This is a genomic window from Ruegeria sp. P8 (genome assembly GCF_056534665.1).
This window is the reverse complement of record NZ_JBQERC010000003.1, coordinates 13,347-28,912: the sequence shown is the minus strand read 5'-3', so window position 1 is coordinate 28,912 and position 15,566 is coordinate 13,347. Positions and strand designations below refer to the sequence as shown.

Genomic DNA, 15,566 nt, shown 5'->3' with positions numbered 1-15,566 from the left:
TTAACCTGCTTACTGCCCGCGCACCGTATCGATCATCAACTGAACATTCTCAGGATCGGCATCCGGCGTGATCCCATGTCCCAGGTTGAAGATGTGCGGCCCGTTCGAGAAAGCCTCGACAATCCGCCGCGTCTCTTCCACCAGAGCCTGCCCACCGGTCACCATATGCGACGAGGCCAGGTTTCCCTGCACACAACCATCAACCTGTACATGTCTGGCGGCCCAATCAGGCGACACCGAGTTGTCCAGCGCGACGCAATCCACGCCCGTCGTCTTGGCAAACCCGACATACCCCTCCCCCGCCTCGCGCGGGAACCCGATCACCGGGATGCCGGGGTGACGTTCCTTGATGGCCTGCGTAATCACACGGCACGGTTCCACCGCGTATTTGCGAAACGCCTCACCTTTCAGGGAACCCGCCCAGCTATCGAAAATCTTGACCACCTCGGCCCCGGCGTCGATCTGAGCCGACAGATACTCGATTGTTGCCGCCGTGATGCGATCCAGCAGCGCCTCGAATAAGGCAGTATCGCTCTCTCGCAAAGCGTGTGCCGGTCCCTGATCGGGTGTTCCACGCCCGGCGATCATGTAGGTCGCGACTGTCCAGGGCGCGCCGGCAAACCCGATCAGCGCGGTCTCAGACGGCAATTCTCGCGACAGGATCCGAACCGTTTCATAAACGGGCGACAATGTCTCGTGAATCGCGTCCACCGGCTTCAACGCATCAAACTCCGCTTGCCGCGTGATCGTCGACAAACGTGGACCTTCGCCGGTCACAAACCACAGATCCGCACCCAGCGCCTGCGGCACCAGCAGGATATCGGCAAACAGGATCGCAGCATCAAACCCATAGCGCCGGATCGGCTGCAATGTGACTTCGGCGGCCAGTTCCGGGTTATAGCATAAAGACAGAAAATCCCCGGCCTGGGCACGGGTGGCCCGGTATTCCGGCAGATACCGGCCCGCCTGGCGCATCATCCAGATTGGCGGCACATCCTGTACTTCGCCCGCCAGCGCCCTCAGCAGTTTCTTTGTCTCGGCCATATTCGCCCCCAGTCTTCCGGTTTTGGCAACGGGTCGTCCTTCGGCGGCAATTTGTCAAGCTCAGCCCCCATTGTCAGGGCAATGTGACGCGACTAAAGCTGTGCACATGACTTTGACCCTGCCCACCCCCGCATCGCCCCTCAGAATTGGCACCCGTGGTTCACCGCTGGCTCTGGCTCAGGCCTATGAAACCCGCCAACGCCTGAGCGATGCGTTTGATCTGCCCGAAGTGGCCTTTGAAATCGTCGTGATCAAAACAACCGGCGACAATCGCGCCATGATCGATGCGGATCGCCCGCTGAAGGAAATCGGCAACAAGGGCCTGTTCACCAAGGAAATCGAAGAGGCGATGTTGCGCGCCGAAATCGATATCGCCGTGCATTCAACGAAAGACATGCCTGTTGAACAGCCCGAAGGGCTGGTTCTGGACACATTCCTTCCGCGCGAAGATGTGCGTGACGCGTTCATCTCGCCGCGCCTTAACTCAATCCACGATCTGCCCGAAGGGGCTGTTGTGGGCACTTCGTCATTGCGGCGCCGGGCGCAGCTGCTGAACCGGCGGCCGGATCTGAAAGTGGTCGAGTTTCGCGGGAACGTGCAGACGCGGCTGAAAAAGCTGGAAGCCAGGGTCGCGGATTGCACTTTTCTGGCCATGGCTGGCATTCGCCGTCTGGGCATGGACGAGATTCCAGCCAGCGCCATTTCTCCGGATGACATGCTGCCCGCGATTGCACAGGGTACCATTGGCATCGAACGGCGTAGCAACGATATACGCGCGGCTGAAATGCTTGAAGCGATTCATCACGCGGAAACAGGATGGCGGCTGGCCGCCGAACGCACCTTGCTGGCCGCGCTGGACGGGTCTTGCGAAACTCCGATCGCTGGCCTGGCGGAACTGGACGGAGACAACTTAAGGCTGCGCGGCGAAGTCCTGCGCCCAGATGGGTCGGACACCGTGAACAGAGAAGTGACCGGTTCTGTCAAAGACGGGCCAGAAATGGCCCGCACGATGGCAGCGGAACTGTTGGAACAGGCGGGTCCAGGTTTTTTTGATTGGAAAAATTCAAATTAATTTAAGGCAGTGTGAACTTGATCACTGTGACCGCCGAGATTCTCGGGCATTAAAGTGACATACCGATGAGGAAGTCGGGTCAGTCTCGAAAGTATCGAAAAGTTTTCAGATTGCCGGTGATTTAATCAGTATTCGAGGGGGCGAGGCTGACCCCCGACTTCCAAAGGTAGCGGGTCGCTGTTGAACTCAAAAGCGACCCGTTTACGTTGTATACATCCAACCTTCAGGAAATGGCATCAACCGCGTGACGGACGGCGATGCGTGTCTGTTCCAGATCCGCATCGGTGATCGCCAGCGACGGATAAAGCTTGCCCGGAGACTTGAAGATTCCATGGGCGCGCAGCACCGCATTATAAGTGGCGTTGCGCTGTGGATCATCGTGGTTTGCGCTGCGATAATCACGGCACTCGGCGTTGGTGAAATAGATGTCAAACAAAGTCTCGTCACCGCAAATCCGATGCGCGATGCCCGCTTCATTCAAGGCGTCCGTCTGAATCTGCTGCAAGTGTTTTCCAATTGCGCGCAAACGCTCATACGCGCCTTCACGCCGCAAAATCTCCATCGTCTTCAGCCCAGCGGCCGAGGCGACCGGATTCCCCGAGAGGGTACCCAACTGCATCAGCCAACCTTCTTCCCCGACCTTCGACTTATCGAAATGCTTCATGATCTCGACGCTGGCACCAAGCGCAGCCAGAGGGAAGCCGCCGCCCGTGATCTTTCCCAAAGTGCAGATATCCGGTGTGACCCTGTATCGTTCCTGCGCCCCGCCATAAGCCAGCCGGAATCCGGTGACGATCTCATCAAAGATCAACAGCACACCATGTTGATCACACAGAGCTCGGAGGCCCTGCAAATATCCCGGCATTGGCGGGATGATCCGTTGCAAAGGCTCGACTATAATCGCGGCAACGTCGTCATTTTCATCCAGCAAAGCAGCGACGGCTTCCAGATCGTTAAAGGGCGCGATCAGCATTTGCTCGGCCACGCTGTCGGGGATACCGGCGCTGTCGGGAACAGCCTGCGGGAAATTAACTCTGCGGCTTGGGGCAAGGCTCATCTGCGCCTCGGCGCTCATACCGTGGTAACCGCCTTCAAACTTCAGGATCTTGCTGCGCCCGGTATAAGCCCGCGCCAGGCGAATCGCATACATGTCGGCTTCGCCTCCCGACGCGACAAAGCGCACCTGCTCGCAGCAGGGAACGGCGTCGATGATGGCCTCGGCCAGTTCGATTCCTTTTCTGTTGTTGGCAAAAAACGTCATCCCTTTGGGCAGCTGTTCCAAAACGGCTTCCATCACTTCAGGGTGGCCATGACCCAGCAGCATCGGACCCGACCCGATCAGGTAATCGACATATTCGTTGCCATCCTCGTCCCAGACACGGCTGCCTTCACCACGGGCGATGATGATGCCCGGATCAAAGTTGCCAAACCCCCCGGCGGGTAGAACTTCGTTCGCGCGAGCAATCCATTCGGATTGTGATTGGATTTTCAGCATCTCAGTCGATCTCCAGAATTGGGGTGCCAAGGATATCGAGGTCCGGCACAACACCTAAACCCGGACCTTCGGGCGGAGCAATCCGGCCGTTTTCACGAATTGGTGCATCAGGACACAGACGCGGGGCCACGTAAGACGACAAGTCGCACGTGTTCATCAGAGAACCTTTCGGCGTCGACGCCGCAAAGTGAAGTGAAGCCGCAGTAATAATGTCAGACCCCCATGTGCATTCCGCGCAAATCTCGGCACCCAGATGCACGGTCAGATCCCGTGCACGACGCATTGCTGACAATCCGCCGAATTTCGAAAGTTTAAGCGCCACCGCATCCATGCAACCCAGTTCATACGCACGCAAAAGCGAGGCAAGATCAAAGGCACTCTCGTCGATTTTCATCGGAAGACCAGTAGCCTGACGGACAGCGGCACAGTCTTCCAGCGTTTTGCAGGGCTGTTCCAACATCACGTCCAGATGTGCCACCGCACGCCCGGTACGGGTCGCCTGCAATCGCGATGCTCCACAATTCCAGTCACCATATACCAACGGCCCGGTTCCCACGGCTTCGCGCACTTTGATCAGCCGCTCGGCATCCGCCTGCCAATCTCCCTCGACACCCAGCTTGACCTGAAACTGCCGGATTCCGGTTTGAAAAGCGGATTTGGCAATACGCGCCATCTCGTCCGGTGCGATGCAGGTGATCGAATGATAGAGCGGCATATCCGCCTGCGTTCGCCCACCCAACACCGCATAAACCGGCAACCCTGCCGCCTGACCGAACAGGTCCCAAAGCGCGATATCGACGATCGATTTCGCGTATTGATGCCCTTGCAGAAACCCGTCCAGCTTGCGCATGGGAGAGTCTGCACCAAAAGGGGTGATCCCAAGAATTTCGGGCCCCATCTCAGCAATGGCACCTGGCACCCCGTCCGCATAGGCCGGCAGGTAATGCGGGATCGGGCAGACCTCACCCCACCCCCTGTGACCGGTGTCCGTTTCAAGGCTCAGGACATGGGATTTCACAGTGGCACAGGTCTTGCCTTCAGCCATATGGTACGTTTCGTGACTTGTCAGATCAACAGACCAGAGCGTTATCTTGTTGATTTTCAAGCGTATACTCCCACTGGATCACCCAATGTGCTTTCATCCGGATGAACACCGAGCCCGGGTTCTTCTGGCAGGTGCAAATGGCCATCAACATTCCGAGGCCCACGCCCACCGGCAATATCGACCGTGATCATGTCCTGACAGGCCCATACTGCAAGGCAGTTGTCATCCGGGATGGTCGCGGCCAGATGCAATGCTTCGGTATCGGCCAGAACCGTACCGCCTGTGGCCATTACAAACATGTCTATCCCATGGGCCAGCGCGATATCCCGCATGCGCGCAGCCTTGGTCAGCCCGCCGACGCGGTTCAACTTGATCCCGAAAATCTGAGCCAGACCATCGCGGGCAATACGGGCCGCATCCTGCAAAGTCACGAGGCTTTCGTCCACTGAAACGGGTGACGGGTGAAGCCCCGAGATTGCAGCAATGTCATCCAGCGTCTCACAAGGTTGTTCGAACATGACATTCAGGTCCGCGCAGGTGCTCATCACACGCAACGCTTGCTGACGCGTCCAGCCACGATTGACATCATAAAGAACGATCTCGCCGGGTCGCCGAATACTCTCGACATCGCGAACACGCGCGATGTCCCGTTCAACGTCACCACCGATCTTCACAGAATGGGCGATGTAGCCCCGCTGGCGGTAACGCTCTATGACCGCGCGCGTTTCGTCGACGGTTTTCGCCCCGACCGAGGACGCAATCGGGCGCGGTGTCCGCGATCCACCCCCCATCAGATCGGCAATCGGCACGCCCGCCGCCTGACCCGCGATATCCCAGCAGGCCATATCAATTGGGCTTTTGGCATAAAGGTGCCCGGGCAAGGCAAGATCCATCGCCCGTTCCACATCCAGAACCCGCCGCGGATCCAGGCCCAGAATGAACGGCGCCATCGTTTCAATTCCGGCGCGGATACCCGGACCATGCGCCGGCACATAGGTATGGCCCCATGGGGTCCCTTCACCCCAGCCAACAAACCCCGCATCGGTTTCGATTTTCACGAGTGTCGCGTCAAGCGTTTCGAATTTCAGTCGCCCACCAGACAACCAATATGGATGCTCCAGAGGAAGGTCGACGTGAAATACTGTGATAGCCTTGATCTTCATGCGATATCCATCCGGGGCAGATCACCCATGCCTTCACCGCGCCACAGAACATAAGTCAGGATCGGCTGATCTGTGGTGACCATGGCATGACTTTGCCGACTTGCGTGCAAGCGTGTTTGATTGGCACCAACATATGTTTCGTCCCCATCGACCTTGAACAACGCACCTCCGCCAAGAACGAGGTAGAGTTCTTCGGCCTGATGGCTGTGCCAATCGTAGTTCAGGCTAGCCCCCCAATACGCGATGTAGCCACGCAGCAGGGTCGAGTGAAAATGTCCGGTTGGACCGAACAGCTCATAATAGCCGTATCGATTCAGGAAATCCGCACCAACTTCGTTTTCGGTGTAGGTGTGTTTCCAATGTGCCAGATGCGCAGTCGTTTTGACCGCCGCGATCAGGTCGCGGGTTGGCACGTCTTCAACTAGATCAAATGCTGCCACCAGTCTCGTTGCGGGAATGGGTGCGGGATCCAACCCCGTCTGGCTCAGATCACCCGGCCATTGCGCGAACGCAGACAGATCAGGATGCGCATGGTGCATTTGCCGGGCAGCTTCGAGAACATCGTCCAGCTTCATGGCATCACCACGATGTTGCCAGTGTGCTCTTTGGCGATGAACGCGGCTTGTGCTTCTCGGAGCTCCTCCAGCGGGTATGTCGCGGCAAGCGCTGGCTTGATCTCACCAGCCTCGATGTATGTTACGAGGTTCTTCATGACCTGAGGGTCAATGACGGTCGAACCGGTGAAGGTCAGGTCGCGCAGGTAGAATGTACGCAGATCAAGTTCGACGATCGGACCTGCAATTGCGCCCGAACAGGTATAACGGCCACCCCGTTCCAATATGTCGATCAGGTTCGGCCAGTATGGCCCGCCTACGACATCAGCAACCACACTGATCTTTTCCGCGCTCAGCGCCTTGCGCAGGTTCGCAGGTGCGCGTGGCAGAATGACATCGGGGTCAAGTCTGGCCACGTCCGCGTGTTTGGATTCGGATGCCATCGCGATCACCCGTGCGCCGCGCCGTTTGGCCAGTTGCACAAGCGCGCCGCCCACACCGCCGGAAGCACCTGGAACCAAAACCGTATCCTCGCCGGTCACATTGGCACGGGTCAACATGCCTTCGGCGGTGGAGTAAGAGCAGGAAAAAGTTGCCAGTTCAGCATCCGTCAGGTCCGAGGTGATTGCCACAGCATTCACCGCCAGAGTTGTCGCGTATTCGGCAAAACCGCCATCCCGTTCCGAGCCGAAATAGCCAGTCTTGTCCATATTGTCGGGTTCCACCGGATCGCGCAACCAGCCATCCGTGATGACACGCTCGCCGATACGCCCACGATCAACACCTTCGCCGACGGCAACGATATATCCGCAGATATCGGCCCCTTGAATTCGCGGGAAGGTGATCGGATTACCGCCCCAGGTGGGATCATCTTCACCAACCTGTTCAAACGCGCCACCGGTTGTTGCGGCTGTGACCGTCTTGGAGTACCAACCCGACCGTGTGTTGACGTCCGTATTGTTCAGCCCACATGCCGCAACCTTGATCAGCACTTCGCCTTCCGCAGGTTCAGGGCGCGGCCAGTTATCGTGCCGAACTATCTGCTCTAACCCTCCGTGGCCCATCGTGACCATGGCTTTCATTGTGGCGGGCAGGCTCATCAGGCGGTCTCCACTAATGCGTCTGTGCGGGGCAGCAGGCTGTCGGGATCGTAGGCGGGCTCATCCAGTACTCGGGCCGGACGCGGCTTGCCGTGAATCACGACCTCCAATTCGGTTCCCGCTTTTGCTGCTTGGGGTTTGATGTATGCAAAGGCCAATATCTTACCGACCGTGTGGCCGAATGCGACCGAAGCCGTCGAGCCTATGACACGCCCGTCCAGCATCACCGCCTCGCCTCCATGGCCGTCAATTTCGCCATCCGGCTCGATTTGCAGATAGGCACATATCCATGGCAAATCGGTGTTCAACGTCTTGTCCTTGCCCAGGTAATCCTTGTCCGTACGGGCAAAGCGCAGCACGCCAGCCTCGGCCAGAGTGACCTCGTTGGTCAGCTCACCTGCCCCTTTGAAGCCCTTCTCCATCCGCATCACGTTCATGGCGAAACTGCCATAGTCCGCGATGCCGTACTCCTCGCCTGCAGCCCATAGCGCATTGTAGACATCAAGGCAGGCAGCGTTAGGCATATGCAGTTCCCAACCCAGTTCGCCCGCATAAGACATGCGAAACGCCCAGAGTTTATGACCGGCAATCGTGACCTCCTGCGCTGACAGCCAGCGGAACCCGGCATTGCTCAGATCGGTATCCGTACAGCGCGCCAGAACTTCGCGTGATCGGGGACCGTTCAGCGACAAGGCCGACCAATCAGAAGACAGCGCGGTGATTTGCACAACTTCACCCTTGCGCTGATGTGCCAGGTGATCAAGCAAGCGCTGTTCGAAGAACGCCGCACAGACCAGATAGAAGCGGTCTTCGGCGATGCGGACAATGGTAGTCTCCAACTCAATCCGGCCACGACGGTTCAACATATGGGTCAGCGTGATCGAGCCAACTTTTTGTGGCATCCGGTTGGCAGTCAACCGATCCAGCAGGGTATAGGCATCCGGCCCCGATACTTCGACTTTGGTGAAGGCGGTGACATCCATGATGCCGACACGTTCGCGCACTGCCTTGACCTCGGCCGCGACCATGTCGTCGGCAGGGGTGCGGCGGAAGGAATAGTGATCGCGCTGTTCCACGCCGTCCCGGGCGAACCAGCGGGGGCGTTCGAAGCCATAGACCTCTTCATGTACCGCGCCCTTGGATTTCAGCAACTCGTACAGTGGCGACGGCTTGATCGGACGCCCTGCAATTCGATTGAAGTGTGGAAACGGGATTTCGTGCCGCAAGCAGTAATCTTCTTCCGCCTTGATCACTTGCCAGTCTTTGGTGGCATAGCTGCCGAAGCGGCGCGGATCGAAATCCCGCATCGAGATATCGGCAGCCCCATGCACCATCCAGCGCGCCAGTTCTCGGGTCAGACCCGGGCCCCAGCCGATCCCGATCTGCGTCCCGCAACAGCACCAGTAATTCCGCACACCCGGCGCAGGACCGATCAGGGGGTTGCCGTCCGGCGGGTGCGAAATCGCCCCATGCACATCGCGCTGAATGCCCAGCTCGGCAAAGATCGGCATCCGGTTCAGGCTTTCCTCAAGCCATGGCATTACCCGGTCATAATCCGCGTCGAACAACCAGTTCTCGTACTCCCACGGGCAGTGATCATGCCAGACCGAGTTCGGATTCGCTTTCTCGTATATTCCGATCAGGCCACGCTTCTGCTCCATCCGGATATAACCCGAGACTTTGCGGTCATCGCGGATCACCGGCAGTTCTTTGTCCAGATTCTGGAATTCCGGCACCGGCTCGGTCACGAAATAATGGTGCGTCATTGACGTCATCGGCAGTTGCAGCCCGGACCATTCGCCCATCTGGCGCGCGTAGGTGCCGCCCGCGTTCACCACATGCTCGCAGATGATGGCTCCCCGTTCGGTCTCAACAATCCATTCACCGTTTGCGCCCTGCGTGATGTTCGTCGCCCGGCAGCTGCGGAAAATGCGCACGCCCTTCTGGCGTGCCCCGGCGGCCATCGCCATGGTCACGTTGGTCGGGTCCACATGGCCGTCATCGGGCGTGTGCAGCGCGCCCAGAACACCCTCGAGGTTATAAAACGGATGCAGTTCGGCCACCTTCTCGGGGCCGACAAGCTCGATATTGAAGCCCAGCGACCGACCAACCGACAAGGTGTGGCGCAGCCAGCCCATCTCATCCTCGGTATAAGCAAGGCGGAACGAGCCACAGCCATGCCACGTGACAGGCTGACCTGTCTCGGCCTCCAGCAGGCCGGAATACAAGCCGATGTTGTAATCGACGCATTTGCCCAGACCAAAGCTTGAGGTTGAATGCGTAATCTGCCCCGCCGCATGCCATGTACTGCCGCTGGTCAGCTCGGCCTTTTCCAGCAGAACAGTCTCTTCGCCCCAGCCTTCATGGGCCAGATGGTAGGCCAGACCAACGCCCATGACGCCGCCTCCGACGATGACCACACGTGCGTGTGACGGCAGTTCATTCCCGGACATGATTTTTCCTCTTCCCGAGTCGCTTTTCTGCTCGACAGGCTAATTCCACATTTGTACCATCGTCAATCATGAATGACACAAATGTATCATCAACTGTTCTGGATCGCCTGACCGAAGAGTGGGACGCCCTGACCCCTGAGGCGCAGAAAGCCGCGCGTTACGTTCTGGAAAACCCTACGGATGTAGGGGTTTCAACCGTGCGCGAAATTGCCGAGGCGGCAAAGGTCAAGCCCAACACATTCGTGCGCATGGCGCGGCAAGTGGGGTTTGAAGGGTACGAAGATTTTCGCGAACCCTTTCGCGACGCGATCCGAAAAGGGCGCGTGTCGTTTCCAGACCGCGCCAGATGGCTTCAGGACATCGGCAAATCCGGTGAATTGGGCGGGCTGTATGCCGATATGATCGGTGCTGCGATCCGGAATATCGAGGAAACATTTGCAGGGATCGACGCGACCCGCCTGAAATCTGCTGCCGAAGTCATCTGGAATTCTCGCCAGATTTTCACACTCGGCGTGGGCGTCAACAATTCCAACGCACGCAACTTTACCTATCTGGCTTCGACCGGGATGAAGCAGTTTCATGCAATCCCCCGCCCCGGTTCAACCCCGGTAGACGATCTGGCCTGGGCCGATGAGCAGGACGTGCTGATTGCGATCACCTGTCATCCCTACCGCACCGAAGTGATCGAGGCGGTCAAACTGGCACGTCAGCAGGGCCTGACTGTCATAGGTATCTCGGACAGTCCGGCCAGCCCTGTAATCCGGAACGCCCATCACGGGTTTGTCGTCGCAGCAGATACCCCACAGTTTTTCCCGTCATCCGTTTCGACCATCGCGCTGCTGGAAACGCTGCTGTCTTTCGTGATCGCGGTATCCAGCGACGAGATCGTCGAACGGGTCGAACGTTTCCATCGTCGTCGCCACCAGCTTGGCATATATGCGGAGGAACCCGAATGAACGCACCTCTGACCCACTCACTGGACGCGCGATATTATACCGACCCCGCCATCTTCGAGAAGGAGATGCAGGGGCTTTTGGCCCGAACATGGCAGTTCGCAGGCCATGTCGCGCAGGTTCGGGAAACAGGGGATTACTTTGCTTTTGAGATCGCCGGGCAAAACCTGTTCTGCATTCGCGGGCGCGATGGCGAAATTCGCACTTTCTATAACGTCTGCCAGCACCGTGCGCATGAAATGATCTCGGGCGCAGGAAACACCCGCGTCGTCGTCTGCCCTTACCACGCGTGGACCTACGAGTTGTCCGGCCAGCTGCGCGCAGGTCCAAATATCAAATCCGTCCCCGGATTTGACCGCAGTGCAATCTGCCTGACGGCGGTCCGAACCGAAATCTTCAATGGATTCATCTTCGTCAATCTCGACGACAACGCAGCCCCGATGGATGACTGGTATCCCGGAGTGCGGCAGGAAATCCGTACATTTGTCCCGCATGTCGACGAGCTTGAGCCGCTGGAATGGGTCGAGATCCCCGAACACTGCAACTGGAAGGTCAGCGTCGAGAATTACTCGGAGTGTTATCACTGTCCGACCAACCACCCGACATTCGCTGAAGGTGTCGTCAAGCCCGAAACCTACGACATCCAACCCGATGCAGGCGGCGGTTTCGTGCTGCGCCACACGACCGAATGTCAGAGTCTCGACAAGATGACCTACCCTATCGACCTGTCAGTGCCTCATGCGGGCGATTACCAGTCTTGGTTCCTGTGGCCGATGTTTTCGTTCCAGTGCTATCCGGGCAATGTGCTGAACACATATCACTGGCGCGCAAGTGACACGGATCACTGCACCGTCTGGCGTGGTTGGTACACCGAAGGTGGTTCGGAAAGCGCGGTGATCAGGCAATTGGCCGTTCAGGACAGGGAAACAACGGTCGAAGAAGACATCCGGCTTGTGGAATCCGTGCATCGCGGACTCAGATCCCGCGGTTACCGCCCCGGCCCGCTGGTGCTGGATCCGGGCTGCGGTGTGATGTCCGAACACTCAATCGCCAAGTTGCAACAATGGATGCGCGAGGCCGTGGAATGAAACCCACCCCAGGCAGACATAACCTGTTTGCCCTGCCCTTGTGCGGGTAGATCAACCACGCTGATGCCCAAGGAATGGCACCCTTGCAAAATCGACCGGTTTTTGCCCAAAGCACTTAGGTATATCGACATAGTGGACATGCCGGACCGGGTATACAGGTACACCACCGGATGAAATCATACTACGATCCCGCATACAAACACCGCCTGACACGCTGTAAAATCGGAGACCCGCAATGGCCGACTTATTTGACGAAAACCTGTTCCTGAAAGGGTTGGAACAACGGAAGAATACACTGGGCGCAGAGTATGTGGAAAAGAACCTTGCAGCAGCAGATGATTTTACGCGCCCGTTTCAGGAAGCCATGACCGCCTGGTGCTGGGGTTTTGGCTGGGGGGATGATGTGATCGACGCAAAAACGCGATCGATGATGAACCTGTCCATGATCGGCGCTTTGGGAAAGATGCATGAATGGGAAATACACTGCCGGGGTGCCATCACCAACGGAGTGACCAAAGAAGAAATACGCGCCATCATCCACGTGGTCGGGATTTATTGCGGTGTTCCGCAGGCGTTGGAGTGTTTCCGCGTCGCCCGTCAAGTGCTGGAAGACAAATAGCCACCATCACAGACCTGCTTCGGCTAACAACCGTGCGCCTTCTTCATAGTATTTTCTGTTTTTGAAACAGCCAGGCCAGGCCCAGCGTTTGGCCGTAAAACCCGGTTGCAATTCCAGGATGCGACGGGCGTGCCGGCGTGCCAGTGACTGGTTGCCAGCGGCGGCAGACAACATGCATAACACGACCCGTGCGCGCACGCTGCCGGGGTCCACTCGTAAGACATTATGCGCGTGCTGCCATGCTGCCTTGTCTTCGGAGAGGGCAAGGGTCATGGACAGGTTGGCCTCGATCCAGATGGGCGGGTGCGGTGTTAACGCAAGGGCCTGCCGATACGTGGCTATTCCGTCCTCAAGCCGGTCATCATACATCAACAAAACACCATAGTAGCCCAGCAATTCGGGGCTGCTGTGGAACCGCTCAAGAACTTTGCGCATCAGCTGACAAGCTTCGGCAGTATGGCCAGCAACGTTGTGGGTAAACGCTTCAAGCGCAGCGCAATAGGGATCCGTAGGGTGTTTTTCACGCATGATGGCGCAGTCGGCCTCGACCAGTGCCAACATTTGCTCCGGTGAATCTTCCATGCCCAACCGGATCAGGTCCAGACGGCAGAATCCGACAGCGATCCGCGCAGGCAGATAGTCCGGATCGCGCTGCAAACAGACCTCATACTGGCGAATGGCACGAAACAGGCCGTCCTTGGTCGTAAGGCTCTCCTGAATGCGACCATTCTGAAATGCGGTCCAAACTTCGGTGGATGTGGCGCGTGCTGACCAGATATCGGACCAGTGACCATCCCGCAGCCGCAATTGAAGCGCTTCGACAACTTTCATTGCGATTTCTTCAACGGCGTCAAACGTATCCTTTTCCCGAAACCGGAAACGTTCGGTCCACAGGCACACCTGATCCACGGTTGATGTTAATTGTGCCGCCACCCGCAGCCCTTCGGCCGCTACCACGCTGCCGCTTAGCATATAACCGTCGACAGGCCCTTCTTGCCTGCGCGCATCGCGCAATTCGATGACATCCGACAGGGTGCCCAACAGGAAAAGCAGCTCATCCCGTATCGACGCCGCTGCCACGTCGATGTTGTTATCGTCACCGATTACTTCAAACGGCTCGACTACAATAGCCGGTCTTTGGCGCCCCCAATGGGGTGGAAAGCGCGCGCCGACCGGAACGGGTGCATTTTCGTCAAAACCAACATCCCAATACGCTTGCCGTTCAACGGCTAACCAGTCTTCAAACTCCGGATCTGCAACATCCAACCCTTCCAAAAGCTCGGCGCGATCGGGTTGAAGCGGTTCATCAAACAAATCGATTTCAAGCGCTTTCAGGTCGATGGAGACATTCTCGCGCCCGATGTCCAGAAACTCCAGCTTGAACCCGGCCAGATGCTTGGTCAGGACACTAAGTTCCTTGCGCAACGAAGCTGCACCCTGCGCGGGTGAGCTTTTACTCCAAAGTTTGTCTTGCAGCCAAGCCCTGCTGCGAACAGCATTCTTAGACAACAACACCAAGGCGAGAAGCGCTTTCGCCTTGGTGCCGCGTGGTGTTGCATCCTGGCCGTTGTCGCAAATCACCTGAAACGGACCGGTCAGGAATATCTTGGTTTTTGCCTTACTCAAATAAACTCCTCAGGCAAGTTCAGATACTGTGATCAGGAACCACAGCCATAAACGACAATGCCACCCATCGCTTCATAGGCCAGCTTGCAGCACCATGACTCGTGATCGGGATTTGGGTCTGGCTCTTTATCGCTCAGATCGGGGATGACGATATGAACCTTACCCTTGGAATCATAAACAAACTCCACCGCAGGATTACCGACATCAGCAAGGATTTCATGAATCTTTCGCTCAGCCGCGTCGCGATCCTCTTGTGACCCCAACGCGTTGCTCCGGGCGGCGTTCAGAACTTCACAGCCAAGATCCTTAAGTGTGTATTTCGGATTAATAATCAAACGAGCCATACTAAAAGTCCTTTCTTAACAACCACAACAATTTGTATAACCCGTTACATGCCTATCCGGAAACAAAAATGACCGACGCGCTGATTGAACTGGCCGAAAACGCAGGGCTTATTTCCGGACCTTCTTTTGCTGAATTTCCTAAAAGTGCTCCGATCCATACCGCTTTTCGCATGATCAATTTGCGAAACGGAACAGTGCCACCCGCTGGCGCAATGAAACATCGCGTGTCCTTTGGCACAGCGCGTAACCGGAACGAAGCCGCCCGGCTTTCGGGTTTCGAAGCGATCGAACGTTATGCGCTGCAATACAGCGCGGATTCGCCCGAAACCCGCGAAAGCCTGATTTCATCGGATGGTGCCACGCATGTTCTGCCAAATGATGCCCTTGCTCTGGGTGCTCCGGGCAGCGGCGGGCAGATCACGTCGAAGGGGGCCGCAGCCGGACCAACGCATGAGGCCGCTGCGCTGTGGGCCGCGCTTGAATGTCTGGAACACGCGCTTGGACCACGCGGGTTCGACCAAGTGTTGCCCGAAACAGCGTTGCCGCGCGATCTGGCCCGCTGGCTGAACACCCACCTGCGCATTCTGAGCGTTCACGTTCGCGTGGTTTCGGGCGTCGGCCTGCTACTGCGTGCGGTCTGCGCCGATGCGGATGGCGGGCGGCCAACTTATGGAACGGCTTTTTCCGCCGATCTGGCGACAGGTGTCTGGCACGCGGCATGCGAAGCGGTTGTGTCCTGGCGCAATATGGTGACGCTTGACCACACCGGCGTGACAGATGACGCGATGAATGAGGAACAGGCGCGCTTGTTCCGACTGTATCGCGGCGCGCGAACAGATCGCCCGACAACTCCGGCATCCTCTTTCGATGTGGATGCCTGGCAGAGCCCCGACCCGACGCTGATGACTGTATTGACAGCGGCGGCCAACGCTGCCGGTCGCCCGATTGCCATATTCGATATGACCGCGCCGGAAATACCTTTGCCCGTTGTCAAAGCCGTGCCAGTTTGA

14 protein-coding genes are annotated in these 15,566 nt (G+C 57.6%); 5 read left to right on the top strand and 9 right to left on the bottom strand.

All coding sequences use genetic code 11. The features are described 5' to 3' along the window. Positions 1–9: 9 nt before the first annotated feature. Positions 10–1,044, bottom strand: coding sequence for a uroporphyrinogen decarboxylase (gene hemE, locus ACR0BZ_RS06425; protein WP_480919776.1), 1,035 nt, complete (start codon positions 1,042–1,044; stop codon positions 10–12). Between the two features lie 106 nt (positions 1,045–1,150). Between hemE and hemC the strand changes: the two genes are divergently transcribed. Beyond that, complete coding sequence (gene hemC, locus ACR0BZ_RS06420; protein WP_480539054.1) at positions 1,151–2,116, top strand: hydroxymethylbilane synthase; 966 nt, start codon at positions 1,151–1,153, stop codon at positions 2,114–2,116. A 223-nt stretch (positions 2,117–2,339) separates the two neighbouring features. On the opposite strand, the gene ACR0BZ_RS06415 is transcribed toward hemC, so the two are convergent. From ACR0BZ_RS06415 to ACR0BZ_RS06390, 6 genes are read right to left on the bottom strand one after another with little or no spacing between them, the layout of a single operon-like run. Continuing rightward, entirely contained in the window at positions 2,340–3,611 is a 1,272-nt protein-coding gene (locus ACR0BZ_RS06415) for an aspartate aminotransferase family protein (RefSeq protein ID WP_480919775.1), read from the bottom strand. 1 nt (position 3,612) lies between these two features. After that, complete coding sequence (locus ACR0BZ_RS06410) at positions 3,613–4,716, bottom strand: mandelate racemase/muconate lactonizing enzyme family protein (protein ID WP_480506630.1); 1,104 nt, start codon at positions 4,714–4,716, stop codon at positions 3,613–3,615. Continuing rightward, entirely contained in the window at positions 4,713–5,819 is a 1,107-nt protein-coding gene (locus tag ACR0BZ_RS06405) for a mandelate racemase/muconate lactonizing enzyme family protein (RefSeq protein ID WP_480919774.1), read from the bottom strand. Before ACR0BZ_RS06405 ends, ACR0BZ_RS06410 begins: the two co-directional genes overlap by 4 nt. Then, entirely contained in the window at positions 5,816–6,394 is a 579-nt protein-coding gene (locus ACR0BZ_RS06400) for a dimethylsulfonioproprionate lyase family protein (protein WP_480919773.1), read from the bottom strand. Before ACR0BZ_RS06400 ends, ACR0BZ_RS06405 begins: the two co-directional genes overlap by 4 nt. Next, complete coding sequence (locus tag ACR0BZ_RS06395; protein WP_245220588.1) at positions 6,391–7,473, bottom strand: alcohol dehydrogenase family protein; 1,083 nt, start codon at positions 7,471–7,473, stop codon at positions 6,391–6,393. Before ACR0BZ_RS06395 ends, ACR0BZ_RS06400 begins: the two co-directional genes overlap by 4 nt. Beyond that, positions 7,473–9,926: an FAD-dependent oxidoreductase gene (locus ACR0BZ_RS06390; RefSeq protein ID WP_480919772.1), complete on the bottom strand. Its 2,454-nt coding sequence runs from the start codon at positions 9,924–9,926 to the stop codon at positions 7,473–7,475. The genes ACR0BZ_RS06395 and ACR0BZ_RS06390 overlap by 1 nt, the downstream gene beginning before the upstream one ends. A 68-nt stretch (positions 9,927–9,994) precedes the next feature. On the opposite strand from ACR0BZ_RS06390, the gene ACR0BZ_RS06385 reads away from it, so the two are divergent. The 3 genes from ACR0BZ_RS06385 to ACR0BZ_RS06375 all read left to right on the top strand — a co-directional run bounded on the left by ACR0BZ_RS06385 (position 9,995) and on the right by ACR0BZ_RS06375 (position 12,586). After that, a complete protein-coding gene (locus ACR0BZ_RS06385; protein ID WP_480919771.1) occupies positions 9,995–10,882 on the top strand; it encodes a MurR/RpiR family transcriptional regulator in 888 nt (295 codons plus the stop codon). Then, entirely contained in the window at positions 10,879–11,967 is a 1,089-nt protein-coding gene (locus ACR0BZ_RS06380) for an aromatic ring-hydroxylating oxygenase subunit alpha (RefSeq protein WP_480919770.1), read from the top strand. The genes ACR0BZ_RS06385 and ACR0BZ_RS06380 overlap by 4 nt, the downstream gene beginning before the upstream one ends. A 235-nt stretch (positions 11,968–12,202) precedes the next feature. Beyond that, complete coding sequence (locus ACR0BZ_RS06375) at positions 12,203–12,586, top strand: carboxymuconolactone decarboxylase family protein (RefSeq protein ID WP_480919769.1); 384 nt, start codon at positions 12,203–12,205, stop codon at positions 12,584–12,586. 6 nt (positions 12,587–12,592) lie between these two features. Here the strand turns inward: ACR0BZ_RS06375 and ACR0BZ_RS06370 are convergent, their stop codons facing one another. Together ACR0BZ_RS06370 and ACR0BZ_RS06365 are read right to left on the bottom strand one after the other, a co-directional pair. Beyond that, positions 12,593–14,212: a hypothetical protein gene (locus ACR0BZ_RS06370; protein WP_480919768.1), complete on the bottom strand. Its 1,620-nt coding sequence runs from the start codon at positions 14,210–14,212 to the stop codon at positions 12,593–12,595. A 32-nt stretch (positions 14,213–14,244) separates the two neighbouring features. Beyond that, positions 14,245–14,556: a hypothetical protein gene (locus tag ACR0BZ_RS06365; RefSeq protein ID WP_480919767.1), complete on the bottom strand. Its 312-nt coding sequence runs from the start codon at positions 14,554–14,556 to the stop codon at positions 14,245–14,247. A gap of 68 nt (positions 14,557–14,624) precedes the next feature. Here ACR0BZ_RS06365 and ACR0BZ_RS06360 point away from each other — a divergent pair, with 68 nt between their 5' ends. Next, positions 14,625–15,566 (top strand): YcaO-like family protein, encoded by a 942-nt coding sequence (locus ACR0BZ_RS06360; RefSeq protein ID WP_480919766.1) that lies wholly within the window; start codon positions 14,625–14,627, stop codon positions 15,564–15,566.

Coding starts and splice junctions, on each gene's coding strand:
- ACR0BZ_RS06395 (WP_245220588.1), bottom strand. CDS start 7,473: ATGAGCCTGCCCGCCACAATGAAAGCCATGGTCACGATGGGCCACGGA.
- ACR0BZ_RS06405 (WP_480919774.1), bottom strand. CDS start 5,819: ATGAAGATCAAGGCTATCACAGTATTTCACGTCGACCTTCCTCTGGAG.
- hemE (WP_480919776.1), bottom strand. CDS start 1,044: ATGGCCGAGACAAAGAAACTGCTGAGGGCGCTGGCGGGCGAAGTACAG.
- ACR0BZ_RS06360 (WP_480919766.1), top strand. CDS start 14,625: ATGACCGACGCGCTGATTGAACTGGCCGAAAACGCAGGGCTTATTTCC.
- hemC (WP_480539054.1), top strand. CDS start 1,151: ATGACTTTGACCCTGCCCACCCCCGCATCGCCCCTCAGAATTGGCACC.
- ACR0BZ_RS06400 (WP_480919773.1), bottom strand. CDS start 6,394: ATGAAGCTGGACGATGTTCTCGAAGCTGCCCGGCAAATGCACCATGCG.
- ACR0BZ_RS06380 (WP_480919770.1), top strand. CDS start 10,879: ATGAACGCACCTCTGACCCACTCACTGGACGCGCGATATTATACCGAC.
- ACR0BZ_RS06390 (WP_480919772.1), bottom strand. CDS start 9,926: ATGTCCGGGAATGAACTGCCGTCACACGCACGTGTGGTCATCGTCGGA.
- ACR0BZ_RS06365 (WP_480919767.1), bottom strand. CDS start 14,556: ATGGCTCGTTTGATTATTAATCCGAAATACACACTTAAGGATCTTGGC.
- ACR0BZ_RS06415 (WP_480919775.1), bottom strand. CDS start 3,611: ATGCTGAAAATCCAATCACAATCCGAATGGATTGCTCGCGCGAACGAA.
- ACR0BZ_RS06375 (WP_480919769.1), top strand. CDS start 12,203: ATGGCCGACTTATTTGACGAAAACCTGTTCCTGAAAGGGTTGGAACAA.
- ACR0BZ_RS06385 (WP_480919771.1), top strand. CDS start 9,995: ATGAATGACACAAATGTATCATCAACTGTTCTGGATCGCCTGACCGAA.